Genomic DNA, 18,000 nt, shown 5'->3' with positions numbered 1-18,000 from the left:
CGGGGGTGCCGTGCATGAGAACCTTTCCCTCATGAAAAAGCATGATCTCATCTGCCCACTCATAAGCATAATTCACATCATGGGTGGCCATGAGAACGGTGATCCCGGCCTCTGTCAGACGATTGACGATGTGGTTGACCATGGTGGTGTGTTTGGGGTCCAGGGCCGCTGCCGGTTCATCTAAAATGATAATATCCGGATGCATAACAAGGATGTCTGCAATCGAGACCTGTTTTTTCTGCCCTCCGCTTAGGGAGTGGGTAGGCTTGTGGCGGAAAGGTGTGATCTCCAGATGATCAATAACCTCCTCCACCTCTTTTTTTGCATCCTCCTCGGACACACCCAGATTCAGGATGCCAAAGGAGATTTCCTGGTATACACTGGCTGAGAAGAGCTGGTTGTCAGGGTCCTGGAATACGATTCCTACCTTGCTGCGCAGTTTTAAGAGTCCCTTCTTGTCATAGGTGACCGGTTCTCCGTCAAAGTACAGGGTACCGGAGGAGGGGCGGTGAATGCCGTTGCAGCATAAAAAGAAAGTGGATTTTCCGGAACCGTTGGAACCCATAAACGCAACTTTTTGTCCGCGTTTGATTTCCAGACTGAGACCGTTTAACGAATGGGAATTTTCATCGTCATAAGAAAAATATAAATTCTCTGCTTTCAGTATAATGTCATTGTTCATGTGAAGAACCTCCTCCAGATCATGATGGAAAATAAAAAGATTTCAAATAAAACAATCCACACAATCACTTTTTTCTTAGGAGGATAGGTTTCATTCAAAACATGGATGGTGCCGTCATAGCAGCGTGCTTCCATGGCACTGTAGAGGGCATTGGAGCGCTTTACTGCCCGAATCATCAAAACAGAGCCAAGGGAGCCGAAGGACTTTAAGCTTGTCCTGTAATCCCTGTTTCCAAGGCGGCTGTTCTGTGATGTGGAAATATAATACGCAGTGTCCAGCAGCACGAAGATGAACCGGTAGATGAGCAGCATAAGCTCGATCATCAGTTTGGGACAGTGGAGCTTTCCCAGTACATTTAAGATGTCCGGCATAGGTGTTGTCATGGACAGAAAATACAGGCAGGAGACTGCGGAAAGTGCCGTCAGGATCAACTGCAGAGCGTAGAGCAGGGCATCCAGACTTCCTGTGAGATATAAGCTCCCGATTGGGATGGCAAACAGGTCCAGCGGTTCGTGCTTTACATTCAGAACAATGGCAATGGTGCTCAGAATCAGGAAAGCCAGCGGCACAGTCATAAAGTGCAGATAGCGGGAAAAAGGGATTCCCCCCTTATAAACGGTGAGAATCCCTGTAACTGCTAAAACAATGCATGCGACCACGATGGAACGACTCATTACACAAAAAAGAAGTGTAATCATCGCAAACGCAAACTTTTCACCGGCATTTTCATATCTAAGCTTGGAAGTATAGCAAAGCTTATCAATGGTTATCATAAGTTACTCCTTTCGCCGGATGAAAAGTATCATTCGCCTTTTCCCAGCTTCTTTCTTTCTACAAAACGTCCCATAAAGAAGGCCAGAATGCCCACTCCGATGGAAGACTGTACGCAGAACAGAAGACTTTCCACTTCGCCCGGAAGCTCGCGGCCAAGCATTTTTTCAAGGAGCGGTTCCGCGATGGGCTGGAAGCCGGAATCCACTTCCTCAACTACCTGGCTGCCGGCATCATCAGAGCCGCCGAATTCTGCATCTTTTAATGCAAAAAGCGGAACAAACGCAATTAAGAGAATCACAACTAATAATCCGATCACTGTTTTTTTCATATTACTTTGCCTCCTTTAAAAAACCGATGGTACGAAGTTCCGGTTTCGCATAGGTTTCAAGACCCATGATAATAAGAACTGTGATGATGCCTTCGATAATTGCCAGAGGTAACTGTGTGGGTGCGAACACCAGCAGGAATTTTCCCATGGCGCCCATGATCGTGGTATCTGCATGATGAGCCAGGGCCATCTGAACAGCAGTAACGCAGTATGTAAATAAATCACCCAGAGTTGCTGCAAGGAAAATGGAAATATGCTTGTTTACCCTGCATTTTTTACATACGAAGAAAATTCCGTAGGATACAAAAGGTCCTGCGATGGCCATGGAAAAAGTATTGGCGCCCAGTGTGGTGAGTCCGCCGTGTGCCAGCAGGATTGCCTGGAAGAGCAGCACGATAATACCCAGAATAGAAACTGCGCTGGGACCGAAAAGGATGGCTCCCAGTCCGGTTCCTGTCATATGGGAACAGCTTCCTGTCACTGACGGGATCTTCAGAGATGAGATAACGAACACGAACGCTCCTGACATTGCCAGCAGGGTGATCAGGTTTCTGTGTTCATTCAGGGTTTTCTTGATGGACATGAATCCTGCGATCAGGAATGGTACGCAGATGACACCCCATGCGATGCAGAACCCTCCGGGAAGATAACCTTCCATGATGTGCATGGCGCTGACGTTGGGCACGATACCAAAGGTCAGTGCGAACATGCTTGCCAGTACAATGATTTTTTTCTGTTTCTTACTCATTTTGTCTTTTCCTCCTTCTGATCGAGTAATAAAGCCTTACCCTTTAACCGGCAAAAGGCCAAAAAGGGTATAAAAAAACCTGGCGGCAGAAATACCGACAGGCCATCAGAAGAACAAACGCGGGGCAGGTGACTTTATACAAAGAATAAATGCCGTATCCGCCTGTTCTTACACAAGGCCATCGTTCGTAACCATTGTGTAAATCGTTTGTGACAGGCAGGTCTTCTGACTCGGGCCTCATCGCTGCATTTTGCCTTCCCAGTTTCCCAGTGACATTATAAAATGCAGCTCTTCCCTCACAGCGGCGTGACCGTGTGAGCTTTTAACTCAACTTTCCTATTCTTCCGCAAAAGCGGACACCTGTGCACACTCAATTCTGTGATTATTGTATCTCCCCGGAAGTTTTTTGTCAATTGAATTCGACAAGAAAAATCAGAAAACTATTATGGCACCAGATCTTCCTGCCGGGTATACGGGGAACAAGATGTTGCACCCGTTTTCATTCTGTGCTAATATGAAAAAACAGCAGGTGCCGTATAAGATTTGGAACAGTCATATTTTATGACCGCGGCATCTAAAAAACGGAAACGAAAGATATGGAGTGTAGGAACTATGAGTATTTCCATGATTGGAATTGATCACAGCAGAGCATCCGTAGATGTCCGGGCCAGATTTTCTTTCACCAAAAAAAATGCGGTGAGCGCTATGGAGCGTCTGAAAGAAGACAGGGACATCTTAGGGTGTATTATTTTGTCGACCTGCAACCGGATGGAGATCTGGGCCAGTGTGCAGGAAGACTGGGAGGGGTCCCTTCTTAGCTTTTTATGCAGAGAAAAAGAAGTTCCCGAGGAGGAATACCGGGAGTATTTTATCACAAGGGAAGGAAGGGAGGCTGTGGAGCATCTGTTTTATCTGACCAGCGGCCTGAAATCCCAGATTCTGGCGGAGGACCAGATCATTACCCAGGTGAAGGACGCACTGACTCTTTCCAGGGATGCCTACTGTACGGACGGTGTGCTGGAGGTGCTTTTTCGGATGGCAGTGACGGCGGCGAAGAAGGTTAAGACAGAAGTGGTATTTTCAAGGGCCAATACCTCTGTCATCCATCAGGCCATTGACAGGCTGGAAAACCAGGGATTTTCCATTCAGGGAAAAACCTGCATGGTCATCGGCAACGGGGAGATGGGAAAGGTGACAGCACTGGCTCTGAAAGAAGCAGGCGCTGATGTGACCGTGACCGTCCGTCAGTACCGGAGCGGCATTGTGACCATTCCCCAGGGGTGTGAGCGTATCAACTACGGCGACAGAATGGAACTGCTGCCAAAATGTGATCTGGTGGTATCCGCCACAGCCAGCCCGAACTGCACCATAACAAAAGAGCTTTTTGAAAACGCAGAGGTTCCCCATCATGTGATACTGATCGACCTGGCTGTGCCAAGAGATATTGACCCGGAGGTGGGAGAGCTGCAGAATGTGACGCTCTATGACATTGACAGCTTCAAGATCGATGCTGCCTCCCCAAGACTCCGGGCCAGCATGCAGAAGGCGGGGGCCATTTTGGATGAGCAGATGTCGGAATTTTATAATTGGTTTTCAGGGCGCGATGTATTTCCGAGAATCCAGGATATCAAGACAGAGGCAGTGGAGGATCTGAACGCGCGGATTCTGAAAATCTTAAAAAAGACGCCCATGGAGGACAGTGACAGGGAAAAACTCCTGAAAGCCATTGACACGGCAGCCGGAAAAGTGGTGAACAAAATGATCTTCGGCCTGCGGGACTCCCTGGAACAGGACGCGTTTATGGAGTGCGTGGCCGGATTGGAGAAGGTTTATGAAGACTGAGAAAAAACTGTTTCCCCTGTATACAGACCTGACACAGAAAAAAGCCGTGGTCATCGGCGGAGGAAAGATCGCTGCCAGAAGGATCACAAGCCTTCTGGGATTTGTGGGGGAGCTGGTGGTGATCGCTCCTCTTGTACAGCCGGAGATCCGGGAGCTTGCAGAGAAGGGGGAGCTTATCTGGAAACAGAAAGAATACCGGCGGGAAGATCTGTATGACGCGGATTTGGCTCTGGCAGCCACAGATGACAGCAGAGTAAATGATGATATTTACAGTGCCTGCAAGTGTCTGGGCATACTGGTGAATACAGCCAGTGACCAGAACAAGTGTGATTTTCATTTCCCGGGACTTATCTGCCATGATGGCGTGGTCATTGGATTTAACGCGGCGGGAAAAGATCATAAAAAGACAAGACAGATGCGGGAAAAAGTGGAAGAATTTTTGAAAACGCCGGGAGGTAGAGCATGAACAGCAGGACAGTGGTAATCGGCAGCCGGGAGAGCCGGCTTGCTGTGATACAGAGCGAAATGGTGAAGGACTACATAGAGAAGAACAATGAGGGACTGAAGGCGGAGCTTCTCACCATGAAGACAACAGGGGATATCATTCTGGACCGAACCCTTGACAAAGTGGGGGGAAAGGGACTGTTTGTAAAAGAACTGGACCGGGCGCTTCTGGACGGAAGAAGTGAACTTTCCGTGCACAGCCTGAAAGATATGCCCATGGAGGTTCCGGATGAACTGCCCCTTCTTGCCTTTTCAAAAAGAGAGGACCCCAGAGATGCGCTGGTGCTCCCGGAGGGAGTGACCGAGCTTGACAGGACAAAGCCCATCGGCTGTTCCAGTCTCAGGCGTACCCTGCAGCTTCGGGAATTATTCCCGGATATGGAGTGCAGGAGTGTCAGAGGAAATGTGCAGACGCGGCTTCGGAAACTGGACAGCGGGGAATACAGCGCGCTGGTGCTGGCAGCGGCGGGCCTTAAAAGGCTGGGGCTTACCCACAGGATTTCCAGATATTTTGAGCCGGAGGAGATGCTTCCGGCAGCAGGACAGGGCATTTTGACCGTGCAGGGCAGAAAAGGGAAGGATTACTCTTATCTGGACGGATACGGGGACGCGGACAGTACCTGTGCGGCTTTGGCAGAGCGCTCTTTTGTAAGGTTTTTGGACGGCGGATGTTCCTCGCCGGTGGCTGCCCACGCGGTGGTGGTCCGGGATGAAATCCTGCTTACCGGACTCTATTACGAGGAAGAGACAGGCGCTTATAAAAAGGGCAGTCTGAAAGGGAAAAGAGAAGAAGCAGAGGAGCTGGGCGTGCGTCTTGCACAGAAACTGAGAGAGGAGTGCAGAAGAGAGAATATGACAGCCAGGGAACAGGAAACAGACAATAGATACTGCAAAGGAAAGGTCTGGCTTGTGGGCGCCGGCCCGGGCGACATCGGACTTTTTACCCTGAAGGGCATGGAGACCTTGAAAAACGCACAGGTGGTAGTATATGACAGCCTGGTGGGGCAGGGGGTATTATCCCGGATTCCGGCCGGCGTGCGCCTGATCAACGTGGGAAAACGTGCCTCCCACCATATTATGCCCCAGGAACAGATCAACCAGGTTCTTGTGGATGAGGCAAAAAAAGGTTACCGGGTGGTGCGTCTAAAGGGCGGGGACCCGTTCCTCTTCGGAAGAGGCGGGGAGGAGCTGGAGCTTCTTACAAAAGAGGGAATCCCCTACGAAGTGGTGCCCGGAGTGACCTCACCTTTGGCAGTCCCCGCGTACAACGGGATTCCCGTGACACACAGGAATTACTGTTCCTCCCTGCACATTATCACAGGCCACAAAAAGCAGGGGGAGGCCTATGACATAGATTTTGACGCGCTTGTGCGCACGAAGGGCACTCTGGTATTTCTTATGGGCGTCACCGCGCTTCCGGATATCTGTAACTCTCTGCTGCAGGCGGGTATGCAAAAAGAGATGCCGGCTGCCATTTTACAGAAGGGAACCACAGCGGGGCAGAAGCGGATCGTGGCCACAGTTGCCACACTTGAGGAGGAAGTAAAGCGCCGGGGAATCGAGACACCGGCGATCATTGTAGTGGGTGAGGTGTGTTCCCTTGCGGATACCTTCGGATGGTATGAAAAGCTGCCTCTTGCAGGGTATAAAGTGCTGGTCACAAGACCCAGGGAAACCATTTCCACCATGTCACAAAAACTGCGTCTGATGGGTGCTGAGGTGCTGGAGCTTCCGGCTATCCGCACAGCTCCCCTTGCAGACCAGAGCGCGCTTCATAACGCATTCGGACAGCTTCACACCTATGACTGGCTGGCATTTACAAGTCCTATCGGTGTAAACGTGTTCTTTGAGGAGATGAAAAAAGCCGGGACAGATGTCCGCAGACTAGGCCGCGCGAAGATTGCCGCCATCGGAAAGGGCACGAAAAAGGCACTGGAAGAGAGAGGTCTGTTCGTGGATCTCATGCCTGAAGTGTTTGACGGGGAATCTCTGGGGAAAGCTCTGTGCAGTGTTTGCAGCGGGAATGAGAAGATCCTTCTTCCGAGAGCCAAGATCGGCGGAAAAGAGATCATCCAGGAGCTGGAGAAAAAGCCGGGACTTTTCATCTGTGATGTGCCCACTTATGACACTTTCTATGAAAAACAGGAAGTGATCGATGAGAAAAAAGCTTTTGAGAGCGGAGAGATCAACTGTGCGGTTTTCACAAGCGCATCCACGGTAAGAGGATTTGCGGAGGCGGTAAAAGGGCTTGACTTTACAAAAGTAACGGCTGCCTGCATTGGAAAACAGACGAAAGCCGCGGCGGATGCCCTGGGTATGAAGACATTTATGGCGAAACAGGCCACCATTGACAGTGTGGTGGATTTGGTTGTAGACTTAAAAAATAGCAGATAACAGAGGATAAAAGGAGTGTAGCAACATGGAAATGACAGTCAGACCGAGAAGGCTTCGGAAAAACGATACCCTGCGCAGAATGGTGCGTGAGACCAGGATGGACAAAAGTTCTCTGATCTATCCCATTTTTGTCCGTGAGGGAGAAAATATGGAGGAGGAAATCCCCTCCATGGAAGGACAGTTCCGATACAGCATTGACAGGCTGCCTTATGCCCTGGAAGGACTTATGAAGGCAGGCGTGGATAAAGTGATGTTCTTCGGGATTCCGGATGAAAAGGACGAGGTGGGAAGCCAGGCGTATGCGGAGGACGGAATTGTACAGAGGGCGCTTCGGGAAGCCAGAAAACAGTTCCCGGAAATGTATCTGATCACAGATGTCTGCATGTGTGAGTACACATCCCACGGCCACTGCGGCGTGCTGTGCGGTCATGATGTGGAAAATGACGCGACACTGGAGCTTTTGGCAAAGACAGCCCTTTCCCACGTGGAGGCAGGAGCCGATATGGTAGCACCCTCAGATATGATGGACGGCAGAGTCAGAGCGATCCGTGAGATCCTGGATACCCATCAGCACAAGGACATACCGATCATGTCCTACGCGGTAAAATATGCCTCTGCCTTTTACGGTCCATTCAGGGAAGCAGCAGGTTCTGCCCCTTCTTTCGGAGACAGAAAGAGCTATCAGATGGATTTTCACAACAAGAGGGAAGGTCTGAAGGAGGCGCTTCTGGATGTACAGGAGGGCGCGGATATCATTATGGTGAAACCGGCGCTTTCCTACCTGGATGTGATCAGTGAGGTGAAACAGAGTATACATCTGCCTGTGGCCGCCTATTCTGTCAGCGGCGAATATGCCATGGTGAAGGCAGGGGCAAAGCTTGGCTACATTGACGAGGAGAAGATCATCTGTGAGATGGCAGTGAGCACCTACCGTGCGGGAGCTGACATTTACCTGACTTATTTTGCAAAAGAGCTGGCCGGATATATGGACGAAGGGAGAATCGGGTAATGACAAGATCAGAAGAATTATTTGAGCGCGCCGTAAAACGGATTCCCGGAGGGGTGAACAGCCCCGTAAGGGCTTACGGTGCCATTGGGGAGACCCCACGCTTTATACAGGGTGCAGTGGGAAGTAAAATATTCGATGTGGACGGCAATTCCTACACGGATTATATCGGGTCCTGGGGACCTATGATCCTGGGACACAACCATCCTGCTATTCGTGAGGCAGTGATCAAAGCCAGTGAAAATGGTCTGAGCTTTGGCTGTGCAACTGCAAAAGAGGTGGAGATGGCTGAATTCATCTGCGAGAGGATTCCCCATGTGGAGATGATCCGTATGGTAAATTCCGGAACAGAGGCCGTCATGAGCGCCATCCGCGTGGCCAGAGGCTTTACGGGGAAAGATAAGATCATCAAATTTGCAGGATGCTATCACGGCCACACGGATGCCATGCTGGTGAGTGCAGGCAGCGGAGTCATGACCAGCGGTGTGCCGGACAGCGCCGGCGTGCCCAAGGGCTGTACGCAGGATACCATGATCGCAGTGTATAATGATCTTGAAAGTGTGGAAGAACTTCTGACAGAGAGCAAAGACCAGGTGGCTGCTGTGATCGTGGAGCCAGTGGGCGCCAATATGGGCGTGGTCCCTCCTGCTGACGGTTTCCTTCAGGGGCTTCGGACCCTTTGTGATGCGCATGGGGCACTGCTGATCTTTGATGAAGTGATCACCGGTTTTCGGCTTAAATTTGACGGGGCTGCGGGATTCTACGGGGTGACACCGGACCTTGTCACCTATGGTAAGATCATTGGCGCCGGAATGCCTGTGGGCGCTTACGGCGGAAGAAAGGAAATCATGGAAAAGGTTTCCCCGGCAGGTCCTGTATACCAGGCAGGAACCTTAAGCGGCAATCCCATCGCCATGGCAGCAGGCCTTGCGCAGCTTAAGATCCTGTATGAAGATCCGGAGATCTATACAAGGCTGTACCAGAAAGGGGAGATGATGTTTGAGGGAATACGCAGGATTTTCCTTGAGAACAATATTCCTTATCAGGTAAACAGTGTGGCATCTCTGGGATGTATCTTCTTTACAGAAAATAAGGTGACAGACTATGCCTCTGCCAAGACATCGGATACAGATGCCTTTGCAAAATATTTTAAATATATGCTGAACCACAGCGTACATCTGGCACCTTCACAGTTTGAGGCCATGTTCCTGTCAGATGCCCATACAAATGAGGATATAGAAGCAGCACTGAAGCTGATAAAAGATTATTTCTGCGCATGAGCGTGTCATAAGATTGCTTTTCGGATACGCTCATAACTGGTAAAAGAAAACGGAGGACAGCTATGAGTGAGACAACCTTGTGGACAGGACTGATCATCATTTTTGTGGCAGTCGTATTTGTGACCATGTTTCAGGAAAACAGGAGAAGACAGCGGGAATTTCTCCAGAAAATAAAAAAGGGCTGGGGACAGATTCCGGATCGGGAATACACCTGGGATAAGCTGGAACAGATCGGGGAGTATTTTCGCAGGAGGAAGGACGGGCGGTTTGTCATTGACGATATTACCTGGAATGATCTGGATATGGACCGTGTGTTTATGCTTATGAACCAGACAATATCCTCACCGGGGGAGGACTATCTGTACTATCTTCTCCGTACTCCTGAATATCAGGAGGAAAAGCTTGCGGAGAGGGAACGGCTGTACACATTTTTTCGGGAACATGAGAAAGAACGCCAGAAGGTCCAGGAGATCCTGGCACACATCAGAAAGCCGCCTTCATCGTCTGTTTACCAGGCTATTCATGTGACAAAAGAGTATGACGCGGGAAAACCGTGGAAGCAGATTCTCATGTGCCTGGCTTTTGTGCTTTCTATTGCTGCGTTCATAGCGGTTCCAAGGTACGGCGTCTTTGCCTTTCTGCTTGTGACCTGTATCAATATGGGAACGTATCTGAAAGACAAGGAGGTCATACAGGTATATCTGACCGGATTTAAGTGCATGCTCCAGCTTATAAACTGTGCAGGTGCTCTGGACAAACTGAAGATAGAGGAACTTCACAGGTATACGGAGCGTCTGAATGCCTGTGAAAAAGGTTTTTCCGGCTTCCGAAACGGGGCAAATCTGGTTTTGGACCGGGATGGATTTGCCAGCGGACCGGAATCCTTTATTCTGGATTATATCAGAATGATGACCCATATCGATCTGATCAAGTTCAATTCCATGATGAAGGCCATGAAGGAGCATAAAGCGGAAGCGGAGGAGATGCTGGAGATATACGGACTTCTGGACGCCTGTATTTCCATTGCATCCTTTCGGGAGGCCATGCCGTATTACTGTGTGCCGGATTTTACGAGGTATCAAAAGGGAAGTGATGTGCGGATGAAGGTGGAAAATCTGTACCATCCGCTGATTCATGAACCTGTGGCAAACAGTATTGATGCGTCCGGCGGCATCCTGGTGACCGGCTCTAATGCCTCCGGAAAATCCACTTTCTTAAAAAATGTGGCGATGAATGCCATTCTCGCGCAGACCGTGTATACCTGTACTGCCACAGAATACGCCGCTCCGTTTTTTAAGATACAGACTTCCATGGCACTTCGGGATGACCTGGAGAGCAAGGAGAGCTACTACATTGTGGAGATCAAGTCCCTGAAGAGAATCCTGGAGGAATCCAAGGAGGAAGCCCCCCTTCTGTGCATCATTGATGAGGTGCTCCGGGGAACAAATACCATTGAGAGAATCGCGGCTTCCTCCAATATTCTGGCGCATTTGAAAAAGCCCCATGTGCTTCCCTTTGCGGCGACACATGATATTGAGCTGTCTTATATGCTGGAGGGAGCGTATACCAACTATCACTTTGAGGAGGAATTCAGGGAGGATGACGTGGAATTTAACTATCTGCTGAAAAAGGGCAGGGTTACCACAAGGAATGCCATCCGCCTGCTCTCCATGGTAGGGTACGACAGAGAAATTGTAGAAGAGTCGGAAGCTGCGGTGGCTGATTTTGAAACCACCGGAATCTGGAAAAAGGTAGGAAATGAAAATGCTTGTTAAAATATATACAGATGGTTCTGCCAGGGGAAACCCGGACGGACCGGGAGGATACGGCTGTGTCCTCCACTATACGGACGCAAAAGGAACGCTGCATGAGCGTGAGTTTTCTCAGGGATATGTGCGCACCACCAACAACCGCATGGAGCTTATGGCAGCCATTGTGGGAATGGAAGCGCTGACAAAGCCGTGTGAGGTGGAGCTGTATTCAGATTCCAAGTATCTGGTGGATGCCTTTAATCAGCACTGGATTGACGGCTGGCTGAAAAAGGGCTGGAAACGGGGAAAAAATGAACCGGTTAAGAATGTGGATCTATGGAAACGGCTCTTGAAGGCAAAAGAGCCGCATAAAGTGACATTTATCTGGGTGAAAGGGCACGACGGACACGAAATGAATGAACGCTGTGACTATCTGGCTACCAGTGCGGCGGATGGTGAAGACCTGCTGGTGGACCCCGGTGTGTAACTGCTTCATTTCAAAAGGGACTGCTGCCCGGCTGAATGGTTTCAGTCGGTGCAGCAGTCCCTTTTCTGTGTAGTTATCTGTTTTGTTTTCTCTTCTCGATTTCTGCGGAATATCCCTCGATATCCTTGCTTGACAGCTTATACCCGAATATCAGAATAAGTGCGCCGATTCCTACTGCAATAGCCGGAATTACGGTAAATCCCATACTGATTCCCCTTGCCAGCTTTTCCGTGACCTCATTGGACTGTACCACTGCAAGTGAAAAACCTGCCATGGCAAGACATGCATTGATCAGGATTCCACGGCTCACTACACCGATCTTCAGGGGGATATTACTCAGTCCCATGATCATACCGGTGGCATTTGTGCCTGTCTTATACTCGCTGTAAATTGCACAGTCTGCGTAGAGTGCCGGTCCGCAGGCGTTGGTCATGGTACAGAAAAACTGTGCAATGCTCACCATGATAAGGACCACCCAGGTACTGTTGTAGAAAAGGAAGCCAAGTACCAGCACCACGACCATACTCAGATAAGCGATGATAACGGTGTTTCTGGCCGAAAATTTTCCGGCTGCCTTTTTCGAGAGATAAGAAGCAGCGACGCCCAGCAGATTGGAAATGAGAATAAAGGTGGCGGTCAGACCGGCATTACCGGCAACATAGGTAAAGTAGTAAACGGCAATACCATTTGCTACAAACATGTAGACATATTTTGCCAGATCCGCAACGATCAGACCCAGAAGATAGGGATTTGATGTGAGGGATTTCAGCATTCCATGTCCTTTTTCTGCATGCTGGTCCTGTTTTGCCTTTTTCTCTCTCTGGAGTCTGGCAATCTCCTCTGCGCCGGTTTCTTCATATCCTTCAAACATTTTGAAATGTGCAAAGTATCCGGCTGCCATCAGAGCACCGAACACGAATGCTGCCGCACCGTATGAATTTTTGGCTCCCACAACGGCAGCCAGTATGGATACGGCACCCGGTCCCACGTAAGAATAAAGAACCATGCCCAGTGCGCCCCATAAAGCTCTCGTTGAGGAGAGGGCCATCCTGTCATCCGGTGTTTTGGAGGCAATATTGATCATTGAAATATTGGCCACAAAAGGAATATTCCAGGCAATATGACTGGTGATCGTAGCCACAATGATTACAACAATACCTGCCGCCCCGTCATTCAGCTTGATGAACTGAAATGCATACAAAAACGGCACCAGCCAGGGAATGACTGCCAGCCAGGAGCGGTAACGTCCCCATTTCATAGGTTTCATGGTATTGAGCAGAACACCGTACACCCAGGACAAGGCCGCGTCCACAAGACTTGTCAGTGTGGCTATCAGAGTTACAACAGGTATTGTATATTTTGCAATATCTGTCAGGAAAAACTGGAAATAATAGGTTTCAATATTCGTCATAAGATTGAAACCAAAATCTCCTACGCCAAAAAAGCGTTTTAACGATTTACTGATTTCCTTGCGCTCATTACTACTGTGATCTTCCATAATCCTTCCTCCCGTGCTGTCCGCCAAAAAAGCGGACTTTGTCATTGGTTACACGTTTTGGCACCTCCTGTCCATTTTTATTTTATGTATTCCGTACATAAGTTTCTGATAGTATTGAGGAGTATTTCTCACAGTTTCAGTTGGAATTTTGTTTTGTATACAAATATAGGCGGTCATCGGATTCTTTTTGAGATAATTATACTGCGGCTGTAAGGTTTATACAATGTTTTGAGGACAAAAATTGAATCTTTGTGACATTTTACAATTTTAGCTGCCGCTTATCAGACTGCGCCTGAACGCGGAAGGAGTGATTCCCTTTACACTTTTAAAAGTTTCCGCATAATAGCTGGAGCCGGAAAAGCCGTGTTTCAGTGCGATTTCCGTGATGGACAGATCTTTTTTCAGAAGATCCGGAATGCTTTGTTCCACGCGGTAGGCGTTCAGATATTCAAAGGGTGTCTGATGCAGGAGACGTTTGCAGATACGTCCGCATTCCCCGGTGCTCAGGGCTGCGGCGCCTGCAATGTCTGCCAGGGAAATTTTCTGTGTATAGTGGTTCCGGATGAATTCCAGAATGGATTTTGCCTTACCTGCAGCCTCCCGGCTCCTGGCAGTAGTTTTCCGGTCAGTGCCTTTTTCCGTGAATACGGCAAAAAGAGCACCCCAGCAGGAGAGAAGACTGGCCTTTACATGCAGCTCCCAGGCCAGGTTCTTTTCCTCATACAGATGCATGCACTGAAGCAGAAGCCCGGGTATGATGTGGCTCGCATCCCTGTTTTCCGACTTCAGAGGATAAGCGGAGAAGGCGGCGCTGTCCAGAATAGGGGAGATGTATTTTTCCCGGATCAGGCTGTCCTCATACCCGTACAGAAAACGGGGATGGAAAATGACAGATAAGGTGGAAGCCTGTTCACTGACTGCGGTACCCATATGCAGGCAGTTGGAGTTGATAAAAAGTCCCTCGCCCTCCTTAATATCATAGACTGTCTCATTGACCTGATAACGCATGGAGCCGGAGAGGACGATCATCAGTTCCGATTCGGGATGCCAGTGGCAGACAAAATAGGAGGGCGCGCCCGTTCCCTCTGCCTGGAAAACTTCACTGTGCACATCCACCGGAAACGCATAATTTCCGTGGGATATCTGTTCCTTTAAATTTTTGTCCACCGCAACAACAGATGATTTCATAAAAACTGCCTCCAAAATAGAAAATGATGATATTGTTATAAAATCTGCCGTAATTCTGATAGAAAATACCGCTTTTTGTCATTATACTAGAGTCCGGAAACAAGTACAAGCTACATAAAGCTTCAGGAGGAACGAAAATGGAAAGAAAAAATAAAAGAATCGGAATGGCATTCATCGGCATTATTCTGACAGCTGTCAGCGTGGGGATCTTCCGCTATGCGGATTTCGGAGTTGACCCTTACTGCGTACTGCTGACAGGGCTGGCAAAAATCTTTCATACCAGCTTTACCATGGCGGCAAATGTGACGTGTGCCCTGCTGCTTCTTTTCGCATGGAAAATGAAAAAAAGCCTGGTGGGGGTATCCACACTATTAAATCTGCTCATATACGGCGTGGTGGCAGATGCGGTATTTGCAGCGCTGAAAAGCGTGTATGAGACACCATCTCTTATTGTCAGGATCGTATGTCTTGTCAGCGCCCTTTTCCTGCTGGCCTTTTCAGGAGCCATGTATTACACGGCAGATCTGGGAGTATCCACATATGATGCCATTGCCCTGATCATGGATGACAGAAAGATCGGAAAGTTCAAATACTGCCGAATCGCTGCTGACCTTACCTGTCTGATCGCCGGTATCCTGGCAGGAGGGGAAATCGGGATCGCAACGGTTATCATTGCCCTGACAGTGGGTCCCCTTATCCAGTATTTCCGCACTAATTTGGCAGAACCTTTCCTGGAAGGCCGCAAAATTCCCGCTTTTCTTTCTTGAAACCTGACAATTCCTGTGCTATTATTAAAAACAGTAATTTATAGCGGTAGCATTCGCGTGCTGCCCAATCATCAGGAGGTATGAACCGTGCAGAAATACGGAGTGAACGAACTTCGGAAAATGTTTTTGGAGTTCTTTGAAGGAAAAGGCCATCTGGCTATGAAGAGTTTTTCTCTTGTTCCCCATAATGATAAGAGTCTATTGTTGATCAATTCCGGTATGGCGCCGCTGAAACCATATTTTACAGGCGCTGAGGTGCCGCCCAGAAAAAGGGTGACGACCTGTCAGAAGTGTATCCGTACCGGTGATATTGAAAATGTAGGTAAGACAGCCCGTCACGGCACATTTTTTGAAATGCTGGGCAATTTCTCCTTTGGAGATTATTTTAAGAAAGAGGCAATCCGCTGGTCATGGGAATTTCTGACCGAGGTGGTAGGACTTGACGCGGACCGTCTGTATCCTTCTGTCTATCTTGACGATGATGAGGCATTTGATATCTGGAATAAAGAGATTGGAATTCCGGCTGACCGTATTTTCCGTTTTGGGAAAGAGGACAACTTCTGGGAGCACGGCGCAGGCCCATGCGGACCATGCTCTGAGATCTACTATGACAGAGGTGAGCGCTATGGATGCGGAGAACCGGGCTGTACTGTGGGCTGTGAATGTGACCGCTACATGGAAGTGTGGAATAATGTATTTACCCAGTTTGAAAATGACGGGGAAGGCCACTATGAAGAACTGCAGCAGAAGAACATCGACACAGGCATGGGCCTGGAGCGTCTGGCTGTAGCTGTGCAGGATGTGGATTCCATTTTTGATATTGACACAATCTGTGCCCTCAGAAACAAAGTCTGTGAGCTGACTCACACAGAATATAAAAAAGATGAAAATGTGGACGTATCTATCCGTCTGATCACAGACCATATCCGTTCCGCTACCTTTATGATCTCTGACGGTATTATGCCCACCAATGAAGGCAGAGGCTATGTACTGCGCCGCCTGATCCGCCGCGCTGCCCGTCACGGACGTCTTCTGGGAGTAAAAGGAAATTTCCTTGCCGCACTCAGCAATACTGTCATTGAGGGCTCCAGAGACGGTTATCCGGAACTGGAAGAGAAGAAAGACTTTATCTTCAATGTACTGACAAAGGAAGAGGAACAGTTCAGCAAGACCATTGACCAGGGACTGCATATTCTGGAAGAGATGGAGGCAGAGATGAAGGCTGCCGGAAGCAGCCAGCTTTCCGGTGAAAATGCATTTAAGTTATATGATACTTACGGATTCCCTCTGGATCTGACCAAGGAAATCCTGGAAGATAAGGGAATCTCCATTGACGAGGCCGGTTTCAAGGCAGCCATGGAAGAGCAGAGAGAAAAGGCCAGGATAGCCCGCGGAGTGACAAACTATATGGGGGCTGACGCCACGGTATATGATGAGATAGACCCGAAAATCACCACAGAGTTTGTGGGATATGACAATCTGTCCCATCCGTCCAGAATCACGGTCCTCACCACAGAGAACGAGATCGTGGATGCCCTGACAGAGGATGAGAAGGGAACCGTATTTGTGGAGGAAACTCCGTTCTATGCTACCATGGGCGGACAGGAAGGCGACAAAGGCGTGATCGAGCTGGGGGATGCCCAGTTCGTTGTGGAGGACACCATTAAGCTGCGCGGCGGCAAAGTGGGCCATGTGGGCAGACTGACAAAAGGCATGTTAAAGACAGGCGATGTGGTAACACTGAAAGTCAGCGCAAAGGACAGGGCAGACACCTGTAAGAACCACAGCGCTACCCATCTTCTGCAGAAAGCCCTGAAGACCGTTCTGGGTTCCCATGTAGAGCAGAAGGGTTCCCTGGTAACTCCGGACAGGCTCCGCTTTGACTTTGCCCATTTCCAGGCCATGACTCAGGAGGAGCTGGATCAGGTGGAAGCAATGGTCAACGAAGAGATCCAGGCAGCGCTTCCTGTGGTAACAGAGATCATGAGTATTGAGGATGCCAAGAAGACAGGAGCCATGGCTCTTTTTGGTGAGAAATACGGGGACAGTGTGCGTGTGGTTTCCATGGGAGACTTTTCCAAGGAGCTGTGCGGCGGTACGCATGTATCCAATACAGGAGTGATCACAACCTTTAAAATCGTATCCGAAGCAGGCATTGCAGCCGGTGTACGCCGGATCGAGGCACTGACCGGTGACGGCGTGTTCAAATACTACAAAGAGATGGAGCAGAAACTGGCCCATATTGCAGCACTTTTAAAAACTACCCCGGCAGAAGCAGCGGACAAGATCGTTCATCTGCAGGCAGAGGTAAAAGAGCTTCACGGAGAAAATGAGTCCCTGAAAGCCAAACTGGCACAAGAGGCAGTGGGCGATGTGATGAACCAGGTAAAAGAGGTGAAAGGCACTAAGCTGCTGGCTGTATCTGTAGCAGATGTGGATATGAACGGACTGCGCGACCTGGGCGACCAGTTAAAAGAAAAGCTGGGTGAAGGTGTGGTAGTTCTCGCCAGCGTTAACGGCGGTAAAGTAAACCTGCTGGCCATGGTGACTGACAGTGCCATGAAAGCCGGTGCCCATGCAGGGAATCTTGTAAAAGGCATGGCTGCAGTAGTAGGCGGAGGCGGCGGCGGACGTCCGAACATGGCTCAGGCCGGTGGAAAGAACCCGGAAAAAGTGCCCGAAGCCCTGGAAAAAGCGGCAGAATTGCTGGAAGGTCAGTTAAAATAAAATTTAAATAAAATATTTTAAAGA

The 18,000-nt window shown here is 49.3% G+C and carries 14 protein-coding genes, 2 pseudogenes and 1 riboswitch; of the genes and pseudogenes, 10 read left to right on the top strand and 6 right to left on the bottom strand.

Going from position 1 to position 18,000, the window contains the following annotated elements; translation table 11 throughout:
- Positions 1-79: 79 nt before the first annotated feature.
- The 4 genes and pseudogenes from WMO65_RS09025 to WMO65_RS09010 form a co-directional block, all read right to left on the bottom strand.
- Positions 80-682, bottom strand: a pseudogene (locus WMO65_RS09025) (energy-coupling factor ABC transporter ATP-binding protein); the annotation flags it as partial.
- Positions 679-1,455, bottom strand: coding sequence for a cobalt ECF transporter T component CbiQ (gene cbiQ, locus WMO65_RS09020; RefSeq protein ID WP_033141808.1), 777 nt, complete (start codon positions 1,453-1,455; stop codon positions 679-681). The gene cbiQ and the pseudogene WMO65_RS09025, both read right to left, overlap by 4 nt.
- Before the next feature lie 29 nt (positions 1,456-1,484).
- Entirely contained in the window at positions 1,485-1,784 is a 300-nt protein-coding gene (locus WMO65_RS09015) for an energy-coupling factor ABC transporter substrate-binding protein (RefSeq protein WP_033141807.1), read from the bottom strand.
- A gap of 1 nt (position 1,785) precedes the next feature.
- A complete protein-coding gene (locus WMO65_RS09010) occupies positions 1,786-2,532 on the bottom strand; it encodes an energy-coupling factor ABC transporter permease (protein WP_033141806.1) in 747 nt (248 codons plus the stop codon).
- Between the two features lie 198 nt (positions 2,533-2,730).
- Positions 2,731-2,911: riboswitch (cobalamin riboswitch) on the bottom strand.
- Between the two features lie 233 nt (positions 2,912-3,144).
- Here WMO65_RS09010 and hemA point away from each other — a divergent pair.
- The 8 genes and pseudogenes from hemA to rnhA all read left to right on the top strand — a co-directional run bounded on the left by hemA (position 3,145) and on the right by rnhA (position 11,796).
- Positions 3,145-4,374 carry a glutamyl-tRNA reductase gene (gene hemA / locus WMO65_RS09005; RefSeq protein WP_033141805.1) on the top strand — a complete coding sequence of 410 codons (1,230 nt, stop codon included), beginning with the start codon at positions 3,145-3,147 and terminating at the stop codon, positions 4,372-4,374.
- Positions 4,364-4,840 (top strand): precorrin-2 dehydrogenase/sirohydrochlorin ferrochelatase family protein, encoded by a 477-nt coding sequence (locus WMO65_RS09000; RefSeq protein ID WP_103732053.1) that lies wholly within the window; start codon positions 4,364-4,366, stop codon positions 4,838-4,840. The genes hemA and WMO65_RS09000 overlap by 11 nt, the downstream gene beginning before the upstream one ends.
- Positions 4,837-5,700, top strand: a pseudogene (gene hemC / locus WMO65_RS08995) (hydroxymethylbilane synthase); the annotation flags it as partial. The gene WMO65_RS09000 and the pseudogene hemC, both read left to right, overlap by 4 nt.
- A gap of 30 nt (positions 5,701-5,730) precedes the next feature.
- Positions 5,731-7,272, top strand: a complete 1,542-nt coding sequence (gene cobA, locus WMO65_RS08990; RefSeq protein WP_243128822.1) for a uroporphyrinogen-III C-methyltransferase — start codon at positions 5,731-5,733, stop codon at positions 7,270-7,272.
- 25 nt (positions 7,273-7,297) lie between these two features.
- Positions 7,298-8,281, top strand: coding sequence for a porphobilinogen synthase (gene hemB / locus WMO65_RS08985; RefSeq protein ID WP_081960389.1), 984 nt, complete (start codon positions 7,298-7,300; stop codon positions 8,279-8,281).
- Positions 8,281-9,558, top strand: coding sequence for a glutamate-1-semialdehyde 2,1-aminomutase (hemL, locus tag WMO65_RS08980; RefSeq protein ID WP_033141802.1), 1,278 nt, complete (start codon positions 8,281-8,283; stop codon positions 9,556-9,558). Before hemB ends, hemL begins: the two co-directional genes overlap by 1 nt.
- Positions 9,559-9,620: 62 nt before the next feature.
- Complete coding sequence (locus tag WMO65_RS08975; protein ID WP_148392746.1) at positions 9,621-11,333, top strand: MutS-related protein; 1,713 nt, start codon at positions 9,621-9,623, stop codon at positions 11,331-11,333.
- Positions 11,323-11,796 carry a ribonuclease HI gene (gene rnhA, locus WMO65_RS08970; RefSeq protein ID WP_033141800.1) on the top strand — a complete coding sequence of 158 codons (474 nt, stop codon included), beginning with the start codon at positions 11,323-11,325 and terminating at the stop codon, positions 11,794-11,796. The genes WMO65_RS08975 and rnhA overlap by 11 nt, the downstream gene beginning before the upstream one ends.
- Positions 11,797-11,869: 73 nt before the next feature.
- On the opposite strand, the gene WMO65_RS08965 is transcribed toward rnhA, so the two are convergent.
- Together WMO65_RS08965 and WMO65_RS08960 are read right to left on the bottom strand one after the other, a co-directional pair.
- The gene (locus WMO65_RS08965) at positions 11,870-13,294 is read right to left on the bottom strand and encodes an MFS transporter (RefSeq protein ID WP_033141851.1); all 1,425 of its coding nucleotides are present in this window, start codon (positions 13,292-13,294) and stop codon (positions 11,870-11,872) included.
- Between the two features lie 267 nt (positions 13,295-13,561).
- Entirely contained in the window at positions 13,562-14,482 is a 921-nt protein-coding gene (locus WMO65_RS08960; RefSeq protein ID WP_148392745.1) for an AraC family transcriptional regulator, read from the bottom strand.
- Between the two features lie 137 nt (positions 14,483-14,619).
- Here WMO65_RS08960 and WMO65_RS08955 point away from each other — a divergent pair, with 137 nt between their 5' ends.
- Complete coding sequence (locus WMO65_RS08955) at positions 14,620-15,249, top strand: YczE/YyaS/YitT family protein (RefSeq protein WP_103732857.1); 630 nt, start codon at positions 14,620-14,622, stop codon at positions 15,247-15,249.
- An 87-nt stretch (positions 15,250-15,336) separates the two neighbouring features.
- Positions 15,337-17,976: an alanine--tRNA ligase gene (alaS, locus tag WMO65_RS08950; RefSeq protein ID WP_103732858.1), complete on the top strand. Its 2,640-nt coding sequence runs from the start codon at positions 15,337-15,339 to the stop codon at positions 17,974-17,976.
- The last annotated feature ends 24 nt before the right edge of the window (positions 17,977-18,000 follow it).

This window comes from Blautia caccae (assembly GCF_040095955.1).
Lineage (GTDB): Bacteria > Bacillota > Clostridia > Lachnospirales > Lachnospiraceae > Blautia > Blautia celeris.
The sequence above is the reverse complement of the archived record's forward strand: the minus strand, read 5'-3'. Positions and strand labels throughout refer to the sequence as shown.